Origin of the sequence: Paracoccus sp. SM22M-07 (assembly GCF_001887735.1) — a bacterium.
Taxonomy (GTDB): Bacteria; Pseudomonadota; Alphaproteobacteria; order Rhodobacterales; family Rhodobacteraceae; genus Paracoccus.
Map to the genome: position 1 here is coordinate 1 of NZ_JPKW01000003.1, position 13,550 is coordinate 13,550.

The 13,550-nt window shown below is 67.1% G+C and carries 10 protein-coding genes and 1 pseudogene; 3 read left to right on the forward strand and 8 right to left on the reverse strand.

Annotation, left to right across the window (positions count from 1 at the left end):
• A pseudogene (locus tag IE00_RS05000) lies at positions 1–1,766 on the reverse strand (hypothetical protein); the annotation flags it as partial.
• A 203-nt stretch (positions 1,767–1,969) separates the two neighbouring features.
• Here IE00_RS05000 and IE00_RS05005 point away from each other — a divergent pair.
• Complete coding sequence (locus IE00_RS05005) at positions 1,970–2,872, forward strand: SIMPL domain-containing protein (protein WP_072296002.1); 903 nt, start codon at positions 1,970–1,972, stop codon at positions 2,870–2,872.
• Positions 2,873–2,906: 34 nt separating this feature from the next.
• Here IE00_RS05005 and IE00_RS05010 read toward each other — a convergent pair whose 3' ends face one another.
• Both IE00_RS05010 and IE00_RS05015 read right to left on the reverse strand, forming a co-directional pair.
• The gene (locus IE00_RS05010) at positions 2,907–4,187 is read right to left on the reverse strand and encodes an O-acetylhomoserine aminocarboxypropyltransferase/cysteine synthase family protein (RefSeq protein WP_072296003.1); all 1,281 of its coding nucleotides are present in this window, start codon (positions 4,185–4,187) and stop codon (positions 2,907–2,909) included.
• A 67-nt stretch (positions 4,188–4,254) separates the two neighbouring features.
• A complete protein-coding gene (locus IE00_RS05015) occupies positions 4,255–5,094 on the reverse strand; it encodes a MoxR family ATPase (protein WP_072296004.1) in 840 nt (279 codons plus the stop codon).
• A 175-nt stretch (positions 5,095–5,269) separates the two neighbouring features.
• Between IE00_RS05015 and dksA the strand changes: the two genes are divergently transcribed.
• Together dksA and IE00_RS05025 are read left to right on the forward strand one after the other, a co-directional pair.
• A complete protein-coding gene (dksA, locus tag IE00_RS05020) occupies positions 5,270–5,692 on the forward strand; it encodes an RNA polymerase-binding protein DksA (RefSeq protein WP_072296005.1) in 423 nt (140 codons plus the stop codon).
• A 74-nt stretch (positions 5,693–5,766) separates the two neighbouring features.
• Positions 5,767–6,894, forward strand: a complete 1,128-nt coding sequence (locus IE00_RS05025) for an FAD-dependent oxidoreductase (protein WP_072296006.1) — start codon at positions 5,767–5,769, stop codon at positions 6,892–6,894.
• A gap of 4 nt (positions 6,895–6,898) precedes the next feature.
• Here IE00_RS05025 and glmM read toward each other — a convergent pair whose 3' ends face one another.
• The 5 genes from glmM to IE00_RS05050 all read right to left on the reverse strand — a co-directional run bounded on the left by glmM (position 6,899) and on the right by IE00_RS05050 (position 13,542).
• On the reverse strand, positions 6,899–8,242 hold the full coding sequence (gene glmM / locus IE00_RS05030) for a phosphoglucosamine mutase (protein ID WP_072296007.1): 1,344 nt from the start codon (positions 8,240–8,242) through the stop codon (positions 6,899–6,901).
• Positions 8,239–9,246: a dihydropteroate synthase gene (gene folP / locus IE00_RS05035; protein ID WP_371328427.1), complete on the reverse strand. Its 1,008-nt coding sequence runs from the start codon at positions 9,244–9,246 to the stop codon at positions 8,239–8,241. The genes glmM and folP overlap by 4 nt, the downstream gene beginning before the upstream one ends.
• Positions 9,243–10,034 (reverse strand): dihydroneopterin aldolase, encoded by a 792-nt coding sequence (locus tag IE00_RS05040; RefSeq protein WP_072296009.1) that lies wholly within the window; start codon positions 10,032–10,034, stop codon positions 9,243–9,245. The genes folP and IE00_RS05040 overlap by 4 nt, the downstream gene beginning before the upstream one ends.
• Before the next feature lie 45 nt (positions 10,035–10,079).
• Positions 10,080–10,730 (reverse strand): cell wall hydrolase, encoded by a 651-nt coding sequence (locus IE00_RS05045; RefSeq protein WP_240493799.1) that lies wholly within the window; start codon positions 10,728–10,730, stop codon positions 10,080–10,082.
• A 271-nt stretch (positions 10,731–11,001) separates the two neighbouring features.
• Positions 11,002–13,542, reverse strand: coding sequence for a putative PEP-binding protein (locus IE00_RS05050; RefSeq protein WP_072296011.1), 2,541 nt, complete (start codon positions 13,540–13,542; stop codon positions 11,002–11,004).
• Between the last annotated feature and the right edge of the window lie 8 nt (positions 13,543–13,550).

Genomic DNA, 13,550 nt, shown 5'->3' on the forward strand with positions numbered 1-13,550 from the left:
GGTGCCGGGGTCGCGGCGGCTGGCGCGGCGGCCGGGGTCGGACGTGCGGGGCGCTCGGGCGGGCGGCTGGCCGCGACGCGCGGCGTCGGCGTTCTGGCGCTGTCTTCGAAGGGCAGCGGGTTCGACGGGACGCTTGGACGTGCCTCGGGGGCCGCAGGGGTGGACGCGCGCGCCGGCGTCGTGCGCGGCGGACGGGCCGAGCTTTGCAGGTTAACGGCACGGCTGATCGCGGTGGCGGCAGGCGCCGATTGCGGACGGGGCGCCGGGGCTTCGGCCTCTGCGGAAGGCGTCGCAGGGGCGGCAGGCTGCGCATCCGCGCTATTCGATGGCGCAGTCTGCGCGTTCGCCGGCGGCATTTCGGCCCCGACGGTCTGCGGTTGGCCCGGCCGTTCGACCAGGGGCGTCTCGCTGACCGGCTGTCCGGCGTCCGGGGTGGGCAAGGCGGGTTGCCGCTGCAGCAGGGTCGCCGCGGCGATCTGCGCATCGGTCAGGGCCTGCGCGCCGGGCGTTGGGTCCGCAGCGTTGGCCTCGGCCAGCGCGCGGGTCAGCGGATCCTCGTCACGTGCTTCGGGGGTGTCGGACGCGTCGCGAACGATGCCTTCCCCGACCGGAGCGGGCATTTCGATCGGCGGCAATGCATTGGTCGGAACAGGCTCGGCCGGATCCTGCGGCTCAACCTGGGCGGGCAGTTGGGCCGCGGGGGCAGCCGCTTCCTGGGGTGCCGCGGGGGCCGGTTCAACCGCGACGGTCTGCTGCGGCGCAGGATCGGCCTCGATCGTGGGTTGTGAATCGCCGCCAAAGACCACCAGGCCCAGCACCACGGCAACCGCCAGCCCGCCGACCATCACCGGCAGGCGGGTCGGGTCCAGCTTGCGCAGCCCGGCCACGGCGCCCGTCGCAGCACCTGCCGAGGCGTCCGCCTGGCGGTTTGCACGGGCGGCGGCCGCGCGGTTGTGCACAGCCTCGGCCCGGGGCGACAGGCGCTTGGCCGTCAGGGGCGCCGTCTGGCCGTGGCGGATCACCGCGGCACCGCCTTCGGCAGCGGCAGGGGGTGTCGCGACCAGCGGCGTGCGCGCGCTGGCGGGCTTGGAGGGTGTCACCGGCGCGTCGACATGGGGCGTGATGCGCGTGACGGTGACTTCTACGGCGTCGTCGCCGATATCCCCGTCATCCGGACCATTGATGGTCGCGGGTTCGATGAAGGGCGCGGTGACGCGGGCATGGACCAGGTCGGGGTCGCTGAAGGGCCTGCGGTCGAACTGTTCCTGCGCCAGGCGCGATGTGCCGAAATCGGGCTGGCCGTCAAAGCGGTCGTCACCCGGTCGTGCCTGGAAACCCGAAGGGCGGAACCCTTGGGCGCGGGCGAAATCCTCGGCCTCGTGCAGGGTGCGGCGGGCGACGGCGGCCACGCGCAGGGTTTCGATGTCACCATTGGTCGCGGGGCACCAGTCAAAGACCAGATCCTGCGCCTTGTAGGGTGTCGATGCCTCCAGCGTGCGGGCGATGGTGGCCGGAGTGTCCGATCCGAAGGGCACCGTCAGCGTGGTGTAGAGCACCTGATCGTCGGGGATGACCAGAACCGTGTCCAGTTCGCCCCCGCCGCCGCCTGCCTGGTCGCGCATGGCGATCAGGGCTGCGGTCAGATCGTCGCCCGAAAACCGGGCCTGTCCCAGGGGGCGCCATTCCGGCCCCTCTCGACGCTCCAGCTGGACGGCTTCCTGGGTGAAGCTCATGGCAAATTCGGGGGGCGCGGCATGCTGGTTCATCTGTATGGTTCGCTGCTCGATTTGCATCATGCATTTTAAGCCGCATGATGTCGTTGACCTTAACCATCACTACCGCAAATTGTAGAACGTTGAAAGAAGAACTGGCAGAACTGTGACCGGTTTCGACGCCAAGCGGCCTAGGCATGACCGCGGCCCGGGTGCATGAATGTTGCATGGAATGAAACGATCAAGGAGGATCTTCCATGACGCCGTCCCTGCAATTTTCCAAGGCCCGCATGCTGGCCCTTGGCGTGGCCGCATGCGGCCTGATCTCTGGCCCGGCACTGGCCGCGGGCCCCGGTATGCAATGCGGGCCCGGTGCCCAGATATCCCGCCTGTCGGTGACGGGTGACGGGCTGGCGCGCATCGCCCCCGACATGGCGACGGTGCAGCTTGGCGTCACGACGCAGGGTGACAGCGCCAAGACGGCGATGGACCAGAATTCGGATCAGCAGGCGGCGGTCATCAAGGCGCTGACCGATGCAGGGATCGATCAGGCCCAGATCCAGACCTCGGGGCTGAACCTGAACCCGATGATGGAATACGGCGAGGATCGTGCCCCGACCGTCACCGGTTACCAGGCCAGCAACATGGTCAGCGTCCGCGTGACCGATCTGGCCCGCTTGGGCGAGGTTCTGGACGCCATCGTCAGCGCCGGCGCGAATGAGATCAACGGCATCGTCTTCGCCCGCGAAGACGGCGCGGACGCGCAGGATGACGCCCGCAAGCAGGCCGTCGCCGACGCGCGCCGCAAGGCCGAGGTTCTGGCCGAGGCGGCGGGGCTGACCCTGGGGCCGGTCCTGACCATCCGCGACAACCAGAACAGCGGCGGTGGTCCCCGTCCGATGATGCGCATGGAGGCCGCGATGGCCGACAGCGTGCCCGTGCAGGCCGGAGAGATGGAGATGTCGTCGCAGGTCGATATTGAATACGCGCTGATGGGCGACGGCGCCTGCGCGCCCAAAGGACCGAAGGGTCCCAAAGGCCATCACGGCAAGAAGGGCGACGACATGCCGATGCCCGGCGACGGCGCGCCTGCGCCCGATGAACCCATCGCGCCCGGCATCGTCGAACCGCTGCCCGAAACCGACGCCCCCGCGAATTGACGTTGATCGGGGGCCGCGATGGCCCCCGATGCCTTCAGGCCGTCGCCTTGGCCAGCGCCTGGTCCAGATCGGCGATCAGGTCGGCCACGTCCTCGATGCCGACGGACAGGCGCACGACCTCGGGGCCGGCCCCTGCGGCGCGCTGCTGATCCTCGGTCAGTTGGCGATGGGTGGTCGAGGCCGAATGGATGACCAGCGACCGCGCATCACCCAGGTTTGCTACATGGCTGAACAGCTCCAGCGCGCCCACCAGCTTGACGGCGGCCTGATAACCGCCCGCGATCTCGAAGGTGAACAGCCCGCCGACGCCCTTGGGATAGAGCCGGTCCGCCGTCGCCTTCCAGGGCGAACTCTCAAGCCCCGCATAGGTGACCTTGACGACCCGCGGGTCCTCTTCCAGCCATTGCGCGACCTTCAGCGCGTTCTCGCAATGGCGCGGCATGCGCAGGCCAAGCGTCTCGATCCCCATCAGCGTGTAATGGGCGCCCTGCGGGTTCATGGTCATGCCCAGGTCGCGCAGGCCGATGGCGATGCCGTGGAAGGTGAAGGCCAAGTTGCCGAAGGTCTTGTGGAACTGAAGCCCGTGATAGGCGGGTTCGGGGGCCGACAGGCTGGGGAACTTGTCGCTGGCGGACCAGTCGAACCTGCCGCTGTCGACCACCACGCCGCCGGTGACGGTGCCGTTGCCGGTCATGTATTTGGTCAGGCTGTGGACGACCAGCGTCGCGCCCATCTCGATGGGTCGGCACAGATAGGGGGTGGCCAGGGTGTTGTCCACGATCAGCGGGATGCCCGCATCATCGGCGATGGCCGCGACTGCGGGAATGTCCGTCACATAGCCGCCCGGATTGCTGATCGATTCGCAAAAGATCGCGCGGGTGTCGTCGTCGATGGCATCGCGCAGCGCCTGCGGATCGTCCAGATCGACGAATTTCGCCGACCAGCCAAAGCGGCGGATCGTCTGGCTGAACTGGGTGACCGTGCCGCCATAAAGCCGGGTCGAGGCGACGATGTTGCGCCCCGGTTCCATCAGCGGAAACAGCGCCAGGATCTGGGCCGCGTGCCCCGACGAACAGCAGACCGCCCCCGCGCTACCCTCCAGCGCCGCGATGCGCGATTGCAGCGCCGAGACCGTGGGGTTCGTCAGGCGGGAATAGATATAGCCGACCTCTTGCAGGTTGAACAATGCCGCCGCGTGATCGGCATCGCGGAACGCATAGGCCGTGGTCTGATAGATCGGCACCTGCCTTGCGCCGGTGGCCGGATCGGCGGCCGCGCCTGCGTGAATGGCCGTCGTGTCGAAGCCCTGTGTCATGAAACCCCCTCCGTTTGGTTGCGGCGCCAGCCTAGGCGGGGCAGGGCCCGCGCCGCAACGGCAAAGCTCAGCGCTGCCTGCGGGCCATGAAGGCCAGCTTTTCGAACAAGGCGACATCCTGTTCGTTCTTCAGCAACGCGCCATGCAGGCGGGGCAGCATCGTGGCGGGGTCGCGCTTCAGGTCTTCGGGGGCCAGGTCTTCGGCCAGGATCAGCTTCAACCAATCCAGAAATTCGCTGGTCGAGGGTTTCTTCTTCATCCCCGGCACCTGGCGCAGTTCGACGAATTGCGACAGCGCCTCGTCCAGCAGCCGGGGTTTCAGATCCGGGTAATGGACGTTCACGATGGCCTTCAGCGTTTCGGCATCGGGAAAACGGATATAATGGAAAAAGCAGCGGCGCAGAAATGCGTCGGGCAATTCCTTTTCATTGTTCGAGGTAATGATCACGACCGGCCTTTGCGCCGCGCGGATCGTCTGGCCGATTTCGTAAACGTGAAACTCCATCCGGTCCAATTCCTGCAACAGGTCGTTTGGAAATTCGATATCGGCCTTGTCCACCTCGTCGATCAACAGGACGACACGCGACGGTGCCTCGAAGGCCTGCCACAGCTTGCCCTTGCGGATATAGTTCGCGACGTCGTTCACCCGCGCATCGCCCAGTTGGCTGTCGCGCAGGCGGCTGACGGCATCGTATTCGTAAAGGCCCTGCTGCGCCTTGGTCGTTGATTTCACGTGCCATTCGATGATCGGCATGCCCAGGCTGGCCGCGACCTGCCGGGCCAGTTCGGTCTTGCCGGTTCCGGGTTCGCCCTTGACCAGCAGCGGGCGTTCAAGGGTGACGGCCGCATTGACGGCGACCGCCAGATCCGGGGGGGCGACATATCGATCTGTCCCGGTGAATTGCATCAAGACTCTCCTTTTTGGTGAACTGCTTGGCCGAATTTGCCTGACGGAGGACCGCCGCATGTCCCATGCATCGAATTAGACCACGCAAACATAGTGACAAGCAGGCAGTCATACTTTAATGGGGCGCGCAAGGTGCCGGTAATTTTTGCTCCGCCCGGCGCCGCCGGAGGACGTAATGAAAGCCCAGACCTTCCTTCCCAAGGATTATCGCCCCGCCGAGGACGAGCCGTTCATGAACGAGCTTCAGCTCGAATATTTCCGTCGCAAGCTTGAAGCCTGGAAGCAGGAATTGCAGGATCTTTCGGCCGAAACGCTGGAGGGGCTGCAAGACAGCGCCCGCAGCGTGCCCGACTTGGCCGACCGCGCCAGCGAGGAGACCGATCGCGCGCTGGAATTGCGCACGCGCGACCGTCAGCGCAAGCTGGTCAGCAAGATCGACGCGGCCCTGCGCCGTATCGAAACCGGTGAATACGGATATTGCGACATGACCGGCGAACCGATCAGCCTGCGCCGTCTTGACGCCCGCCCCATCGCGACCATGACGCTGGAGGCGCAGGAGCGTCACGAGCGCAAGGAACGCGTGCATCGCGACGACTGAGGTCGCGCCGCAGCGCATCTATCGCCCCGCCGATGCCGGTCATCAGCGGGGTTTTTCATGACAGGGGGCCGGGAATGACCAATGCATTGCAGGGCCGGCGCGTCAGCGTCATCGGCGCGGGCATCGGGGGATTGACGGCGGCCATCGCGCTGGCCCGTCGTGGCGCCGAGGTCACCGTGCTGGAACAGGCCCCGCAGCTGTCCGACGTGGGCGCGGGCATCCAGATCTCGGCCAATGCGGTGCGGGTGCTGGATGCGTTGGGGCTGGCCCCGGCACTGGAAACGCAGGCACTGCGCAACACGGGCGTGCATCTGCACGATCAGCGCGGGCAGCCGGTGCTGCGCATGGATCTGCTGCGCCACCGACCCCAGGCGCGTTTCCTGGTCATCCATCGTCCCCGCCTGATCCAGGTTCTGGAACAGGCTGCCCGCCAGGCGGGCGTCACGATCCGGCTGGATCAGCGCGTCCAGTCGCCGCCTGACGGTCTGGTCATTGCCGCCGATGGTCTGAAAAGCCCCATGCGTCAGCTGCTGAATGGCCAGCAGGTGCCGTTCTTCACGGGCCAGAGCGCATGGCGCGCCACCATTCCCGATGCGGGCGCTGGCCCCGCCATCGCCCAGGTCTTCATGGGGCCGGGGCGGCATCTGGTCAGCTATCCGCTGGCGCATGGGCTGCGCAACATCGTCGCCGTCGTCGAACGCCGCGACTGGCAGGATGAGGGATGGTCCCATGCGGACGACCCTGACAACCTGCGCGCGGCCTTTGCCGCATTCGGCAGCCCCGTTTCGGGCTGGCTGGAACAGGTCGAAGACGTGTCGATATGGGGGCTGTTCCGCCACCCGGTCGCGGCACGTTGGCATGATGACCGCCTAGCGCTGCTGGGCGATGCGGCCCATCCGACCTTGCCCTTTCTGGCGCAGGGGGCCGGCATGGCGATCGAGGATGCCTGGACCGTCGCGGCCTGTCTTGACGCCGACCCCGACACGCGGGCGGCCTTGGCACGATATCAGGCGGTCAGGCAGCCGCGCGTGACGCGCATCGTTCAGACGGCCAATGACAACGCCCGCAACTATCACCTGCAAGGGGCCAAGCGGCGGGTGGCGCATGGCGTGCTGCGGATGGCGGATCGTTTCGCGCCCCGGCTGATGCCGGGACGCTTTGACTGGCTTTACGATTACGACCCGGTCACGGATTGTCCCTGAGGGGTCAGGCCGCGATCTCGACCGCCGCGACGATGCCGTCCACGACCTCGTGCAGGGTGGTCTCGTCCTCGGCCTCGGCCATGACCCGGATCAGGGGTTCGGTGCCCGATTTGCGGATCAGGACGCGCCCCGAACCCGCCAGACGCGCCTCGGCATCCGCGATGACCTTGCGAACGGTTTCCTGGGCCAGCGGATCGGCGCCCTGAGCATAGCGGACGTTCTTCAGCAACTGCGGCACCGGCTGGAACTGGGACACCAGCTCGCTTGCGGGCTGGCCGGTTTCGGCCATGGCCGCCAGCACCTGCATCGCCGCGACCAGGCCGTCGCCCGTGGTGGCATAGTCGGTCATGACGATATGGCCCGACTGTTCGCCGCCCAGGTTGAAACCGCCTTCGCGCATGCGTTCGACCACATAGCGGTCGCCCACCTGCGTGCGTTCCAGCCGCAGGTTGCGGGCCTGCAGGAAATGTTCCAGCCCCAGGTTCGACATGACGGTCGCGACCAGCGCCCCGCCGGCCAGACGACCCTGTTCGGCCCAACGCGCCGCCAGCAGCGCCATGATCTGGTCGCCATCGGCCACCTTGCCGTTCTGATCGACGATCACCACGCGGTCGGCATCGCCGTCCAGGCTGATCCCCAGATGCGCGCCATGGTCGCGCACGGCGGCGGCGCAGGCCTCGGGGTGGGTGCTGCCGACGCCGTTATTGATGTTGAAACCATCGGGCTTGACCCCAAGTGGGATGACGTCCGCGCCCAGTTCCCACAGGACGTCCGGCGCTGCGCGATATGCCGCGCCATGCGCGCAATCCAGCACCACCTTCAGCCCGTCCAGTCGCAGACCCGAGGGAAGGGTGGTCTTGGCATATTCCATGTAGCGCCCGCGCCCGTCGTCGATACGCTTGGCGCGACCGATATTGCGGGGCTGGGCGGGTTCGATCTCGCCGCCGACGATGGCCTCGATCTCGGCCTCGGCCTCGTCCGACAGCTTGAAGCCGTCGGGGCCGAAGAACTTGATGCCGTTATCCTCGGCCGGGTTGTGGCTGGCCGAGATCATGATCCCCAGATCGGCCCGCATCGACCGCGTCAGGAACCCCACCGCGGGCGTCGGCACCGGCCCCAGCAGCAGCACGTTCATGCCAGTGCTGGTCAGCCCCGCCGTCAGCGCGTTTTCCAGCATATAACCCGACAGCCGCGTGTCCTTGCCGATCACCACCCGGTGCCGGTTGCGACCGTCGCGGCGGAAATACCGCCCCGCGGCGGCACCAAGGCGCAGCGCCATCTCGGCGGTCATGGGATAGGTGTTGGCGCGTCCGCGCACCCCGTCGGTTCCGAAAAACTTCCTGCTCATGTCCCCGTCCTTCCGTTCTCGTTGAGGGCGGCGATCAGGCGCAGCCCTTGTGCGTGTTCCGCGACATCGTGCACGCGGTGGATCTGGATGCCCTGCGCGACAGCCGCCAGCGTCAGAGCCAGCGTGCCGGGCACCCGGTCCCGCGGTGTGTCTGCGCCACCGATCTGGCCGATGAACCGCTTGCGCGACACGCCCAGAAGGATCGGACAGCCCAGCCCGTGATACAGCGATATCCGCCGCAGGATCGCCAGATTATGCGCCTGTGTCTTGCCGAATCCGATGCCCGGATCGATCACGATCCGGTCTGCGCGAATTCCTGCCGCGACGGCACGCCCGATCCGGTCCCGCAGCGCATCATAGACGTCCAGAACCACATCGTCATAGCGCGGATCATCCTGCATGTCCTGCGGCAGGCCCTGGGCATGCATCAGGCAGACGGGCAGGCCGCTCTGGGCCACGACGCCGGGCAGATCGGCATCGAAATCAAAGCCCGACACGTCATTGACCATCGCCGCCCCGGCCTGCAACGCCGCCCTGGCGACCACAGCCTTGCGGGTGTCGACCGAAACCGGAACCAGCCCCGCCATCGCGGCGATGGCGGGCAGGATACGGGCGGTTTCTTCGGCCACCGGCACCTCGGAGGCGCCGGGGCGGGTCGATTCGCCGCCGATGTCCAGGATATCGGCGCCGTCCCGGATCAGAGCTTGGGCTTGGGCGATGGCGTCATAGCTGCCGCCGTCGGAAAAGCTGTCGGGCGTGGCGTTGACGATGCCCATCAGGCGCGGGCGATCCATGGTCAGCCCCGTGATTTCTGGACGCGGGCTGGTCAAGGCGCGCATGACGGCATCGGGGGCCTCGGCCACCACCTGGGGCGGCTTGCCGCGCTCAAGGCGTTCCAGCAGGGTAAAACCGGTCCACCCGCCCGCCAATGGCCAGCGGCCTCCTTCGGCCTGGGGAATGGGGCGGTAATAGGCGTGATCTTCGGTCATGGGGGTGGTTCTCATGGCACCGCAACGCGACCGATCCTGCCAGGGAAATCCCCGTCCGGAACGGGAAGGGGGGCGTCGCCCGGCAGGGCGAAGGTGATCGATCCGGCCTGAAGGCGCCGGGCCAACCACAGCCCAAGGCTTTCGCTGGTCTGGCCGGCCGCGGCATCATCGGCGGCAAGGCGGCTTGGTGCCCAGACCACCTGTTGGCCCGACAGCGCGGCGGCATCCAACTCGGTCCGGGTCTCGGCGACCTCCAGGTCCAGCAGGCCGGCCAGCGCCCAGGCTGCCTGGTCCATCGCCAAGAGGGCGATGCGCCGCTGATCGCCGCCCTTTGGCAGGGGCAGGCCCGGTGCGGACGGAACGATGATGACGCCATCCTGGGGCAGGGGCGCCTCAGGGCCATGGACCAGGATGGCGGGTTCGACCGCGACGCCCGTCGCCGCCAGACGGCCCGCCTTGCGCGTGATCGACACGCCAAGCGCACCGGGCCCGCGATCCAGCTTTTCCACCGTCACATCCACCTGGGCGGCGCGGGGATGGGCCAGGACCTCGGCGGCGATCTTTTCGGCCAGGGTCTCGACCAGGTTATAACGCTGGTCGGCCAGCGCGGTCGTGACAGCCTGCGTCAGCACGTCATAGGACAGGATGTGATCGACATGGTCATCCGTGCCCGCGACGCTGTCGCGCAGATCGACTGTGATGTTGAACCGCAACCGCTGATCCAGCCCGCGTTCGGACTGGAAGGCGCCGATTTCGGCGGAAAGCACGTGGTCGCGCAGAAAGATACGGTCAGCTTGTTCCATGACCGCCATTCACAGGAAATCGCGCGGTTCGACAAGCCCCACCAATCAGTTCGACGCGATCCGCTGGCCGGTGCGATAGAAGATGTGGCGGCCGATCTGGACGGTCTTCTGGAAGCGGCGCGACCAGGCCGGGCGAACGGCGGGTGTGTGGAAATAGGTGGCGCCACCGGTCAACTGGCGCGGTGCCCCCGACAAGGCGTCCTGCGCGATGTCCACGGCGCGCAGATAGGCGGCCTTGTTGCGGATCGGTTTGCGACCGCCGATCGTATAGCTGAACTGGCTGGGCTGGTTGATGACGCCGCAGACGCTGGTCGGGAAAGAGCGGCTGTCGACACGGTTCAGAATCACCTCCGCGACCGCGCGCTGTCCCTGTGCACCCTCGCCGCGGGCCTCGTGATAGAGGGCCTCGGCCAAGCAGCTCAGATCTTCCTTTGAATACCGTGTGTTAGCGCTGGCAAGATGAAGCTGGGCAGCAGGTTCATCGGGCGAAATTTGCACTTCCACAGGGTCGGCATCCGTGTATAGAAGCGGCGTAGGACGCGGCATGTTCGCCGCTGCCTGCAACGAGCCGAAAAGCCCGGCTTCCGAGGTGAAAAGCGATCCGCTGCCACCGGCAGAGGCGCTTGTCGCGATGAGGGGTATGGCAGTGGCGGCACATAAGCAGACGTGCGCCAGCCGTGACAGCAGCATGGGCATGGATAGTCCTATATCAGGAACCCGTTGAGAGGGCGTTAAGGCGCGGTCTTCAGGGCAGACTGAAGCGGACGCGCGGTCTGACGCAGTGATTAGGATTTTCCTGATGCCGGGCGCTATCCCACAAGCCCGTGAGATGGGGAACCGGCCCCTTCAGGACCGTTTTGGGCATGAATCCGCCGCCAGAATGTTCAGCTTCCGGCGGGAATTGGCACAAACGGCCAAAAGCACCCCTGAAAGGCGGGGCTTGGGGTCGCAACTAAAGGTTGAAGAATCAATGGGATTCGCGCGTTTTCCGGCTGCGGATGGCGGATTGGGCGGCGGCCAGACGGGCCACCGGAACGCGGAACGGTGAACAGGACACGTAATCGACGCCCGCATCATGGCAGAAGGCGATGGATTCCGGGTTGCCCCCATGTTCCCCGCAGACCGAGATGGTGATCCCCGGCGACTGCCGGCGCGCGCGCTGGACACCCGTCAGGATCAGCTCTCCGACGCCGTCTTCGTCCAGGACGTGGAACGGGTCCTCGGCATAGACGCCCTGACCGACATAGGTGCCCATGAACCGCCCCGCATCGTCGCGCGACAGGCCATAGGTCATCTGCGTCAGGTCGTTCGTGCCGAAGGACAGGAAGGCCGAATGGGCGGCGATGTCCCCCGCCCGCAGCGCCGCGCGGGGCGTTTCGACCATGACGCCAAGCCGATAGGTGAAATCGACGCGCCGTTCGTTGCGCACGGCGGCGGCGACGGCGTCGATGCGGGTCTTGACCAGTTCGACCTCGCGCATGGCGCTGACCAGCGGGATCATGATTTCGGGGACGACGGGGTCGCCCTTGCGGCTGGCGTCGACCGTCGCCTCGAAGATGGCACGGGCTTGCATGTCATAGATCTCGGGGACGGTGATCCCCAGGCGGACGCCGCGCATGCCCAGCATGGGATTGAACTCGGTCAGGGCCTCGACGCGGCGGATGACGTCCGACAGCGGCAGGTCCAGCGATTCCGCCAGTTCGCGCATGCCTTCGCGTTCATGGGGCAGGAATTCGTGCAGCGGCGGGTCGAACAGGCGGATGGTGACGGGCAGGCCGGCCATGATCTCGAACAGGCTGCTGAAATCCTTGCGCTGCATCGGCAGGATGCGATCCAGCGACAGACGGCGGTCTTCGGGCGTGTCGGCAAAGATCATCTCGCGCATGGCGGGCAGGCGGTCGGCATCGAAGAACATGTGTTCGGTCCGGCACAGCCCGATGCCCTGGGCCTGAAAGCGGCGCGCGGTCTTGGCGTCCTCGGGTGTGTCGGCGTTGGCGCGAACCTTGAGGCCCCCCGCCTGCGCGGCCCAGTCCATCAGCTGGGTGAAGGCATCGTCCAGCGCCGGGGGCAGCAGCACGGCACTGCCCGCCAGCACCTCGCCCGAACTGCCGTCGATGGTGATGACATCGCCTTCCTTCAGCACGCGGTCGCCGGCGCGCAGGGTGCGGTTGCGGGCGTCGATAACGATGCCGTTCGCACCGACGATGCAGGGCAGACCCAGCCCGCGGGCGATCACCGCCGCATGGCTGGTCGTGCCGCCACGTTCCGTCAGCACCGCGACCGAGGCATGCATGCCGCGGATATCCTCGGGGCCGGTTTCGCGCCGAACCAGGATGCAGGCGTCGCCGCGCGCATTGGCGGCCTGCGCCGCAGTGGCCGAAAACACCAGGTTGCCGGTAGCCGCGCCGGGGCTGGCATCGATGCCGCGTGCAATCTGGTCGCGGGGCGCGCGCGGGTCCACCTGGTGGTGCAGCAGGTCGGCCAGGGCACGGGGTTCGACCCGCATCAGCGCCTCGTCATGGGGGATGATGCCGTCGCGGGCCAGGCTGACCGCGATCCGCACGCCCGCCCGCGATCCGCGGGCCACGCGCACCGCATCGATGACCGAAATTTGGCCGCCGGTCACCACGAATTCGATCTGCATCTCCTCGCGCAGGCGTTTGCGGCAGGCGGCGCCGAATTCGCACAGCGTGGCGAAAAGGTCGGGCGCGGTATCTTCCAGCGCCGGGCCGCGATCATCCTTGGTCAGGTACAGCGTTTCGGCGCCCTCGCCGATGGCGCGACCGTGATGCTGGCCGCGGAAACGACCCGTGACGCGCGGCGTGCCCGTCACCGGGTCGATGAACTGGATCGATCCCGACCCACACAGCCCCGGTCCCAATGCCAGCGCCATTTCCTGCACCACCAACCCCAGGGGCGCATCGGCGGGCGCACCCTTGGCCTGGCGCAGCAGCCGCGCCGTAGGGCCGTCCCAGGCACGCGCCATGGACCGCAGAACCTGTGACAGCTGTTCGGCCGGGTCCTGGGGGAAGGGGGCGTCCATCTCATCGTGATAGCTGCGCAGGGCCTGTGCAAGGGCGTCGGGGCCATCCTGGGTGAACATGTCGGGGTCCAGCCGCGCGATATGGATCGCATAGCTTTGCACGAAGGACAGATAGACCGCATCGGCATTGGCCTGTCCGATCCGGTCGACCAGGGTCTTGTGCAGCGCATCGTTGATGCCGACATTCAGCACGGTTCCCGGCCCGCCCCATTCTGGCATCACCGCCGAGGGGCGCACGCTGACCAGCCCGCTGCCCGAGAGAATGTCCTGCAGCACCTCGCAGCCGATGCTGCGGCCTTGGGCGATCAGGCGCACGGTGTTGCAGCAGATGGCAAAGCTGCGCGGCACGGGCAGGTCCATGCGCACCAGCCGTTGCAGGCATTTCGCCCGCCAGCCATGGCGTTCGCGATCGATCCGCCCCGATGGGGTGATCAACGTCGCCTCCGAGAGTTCAAGCTTGTTCATTGCGCAGC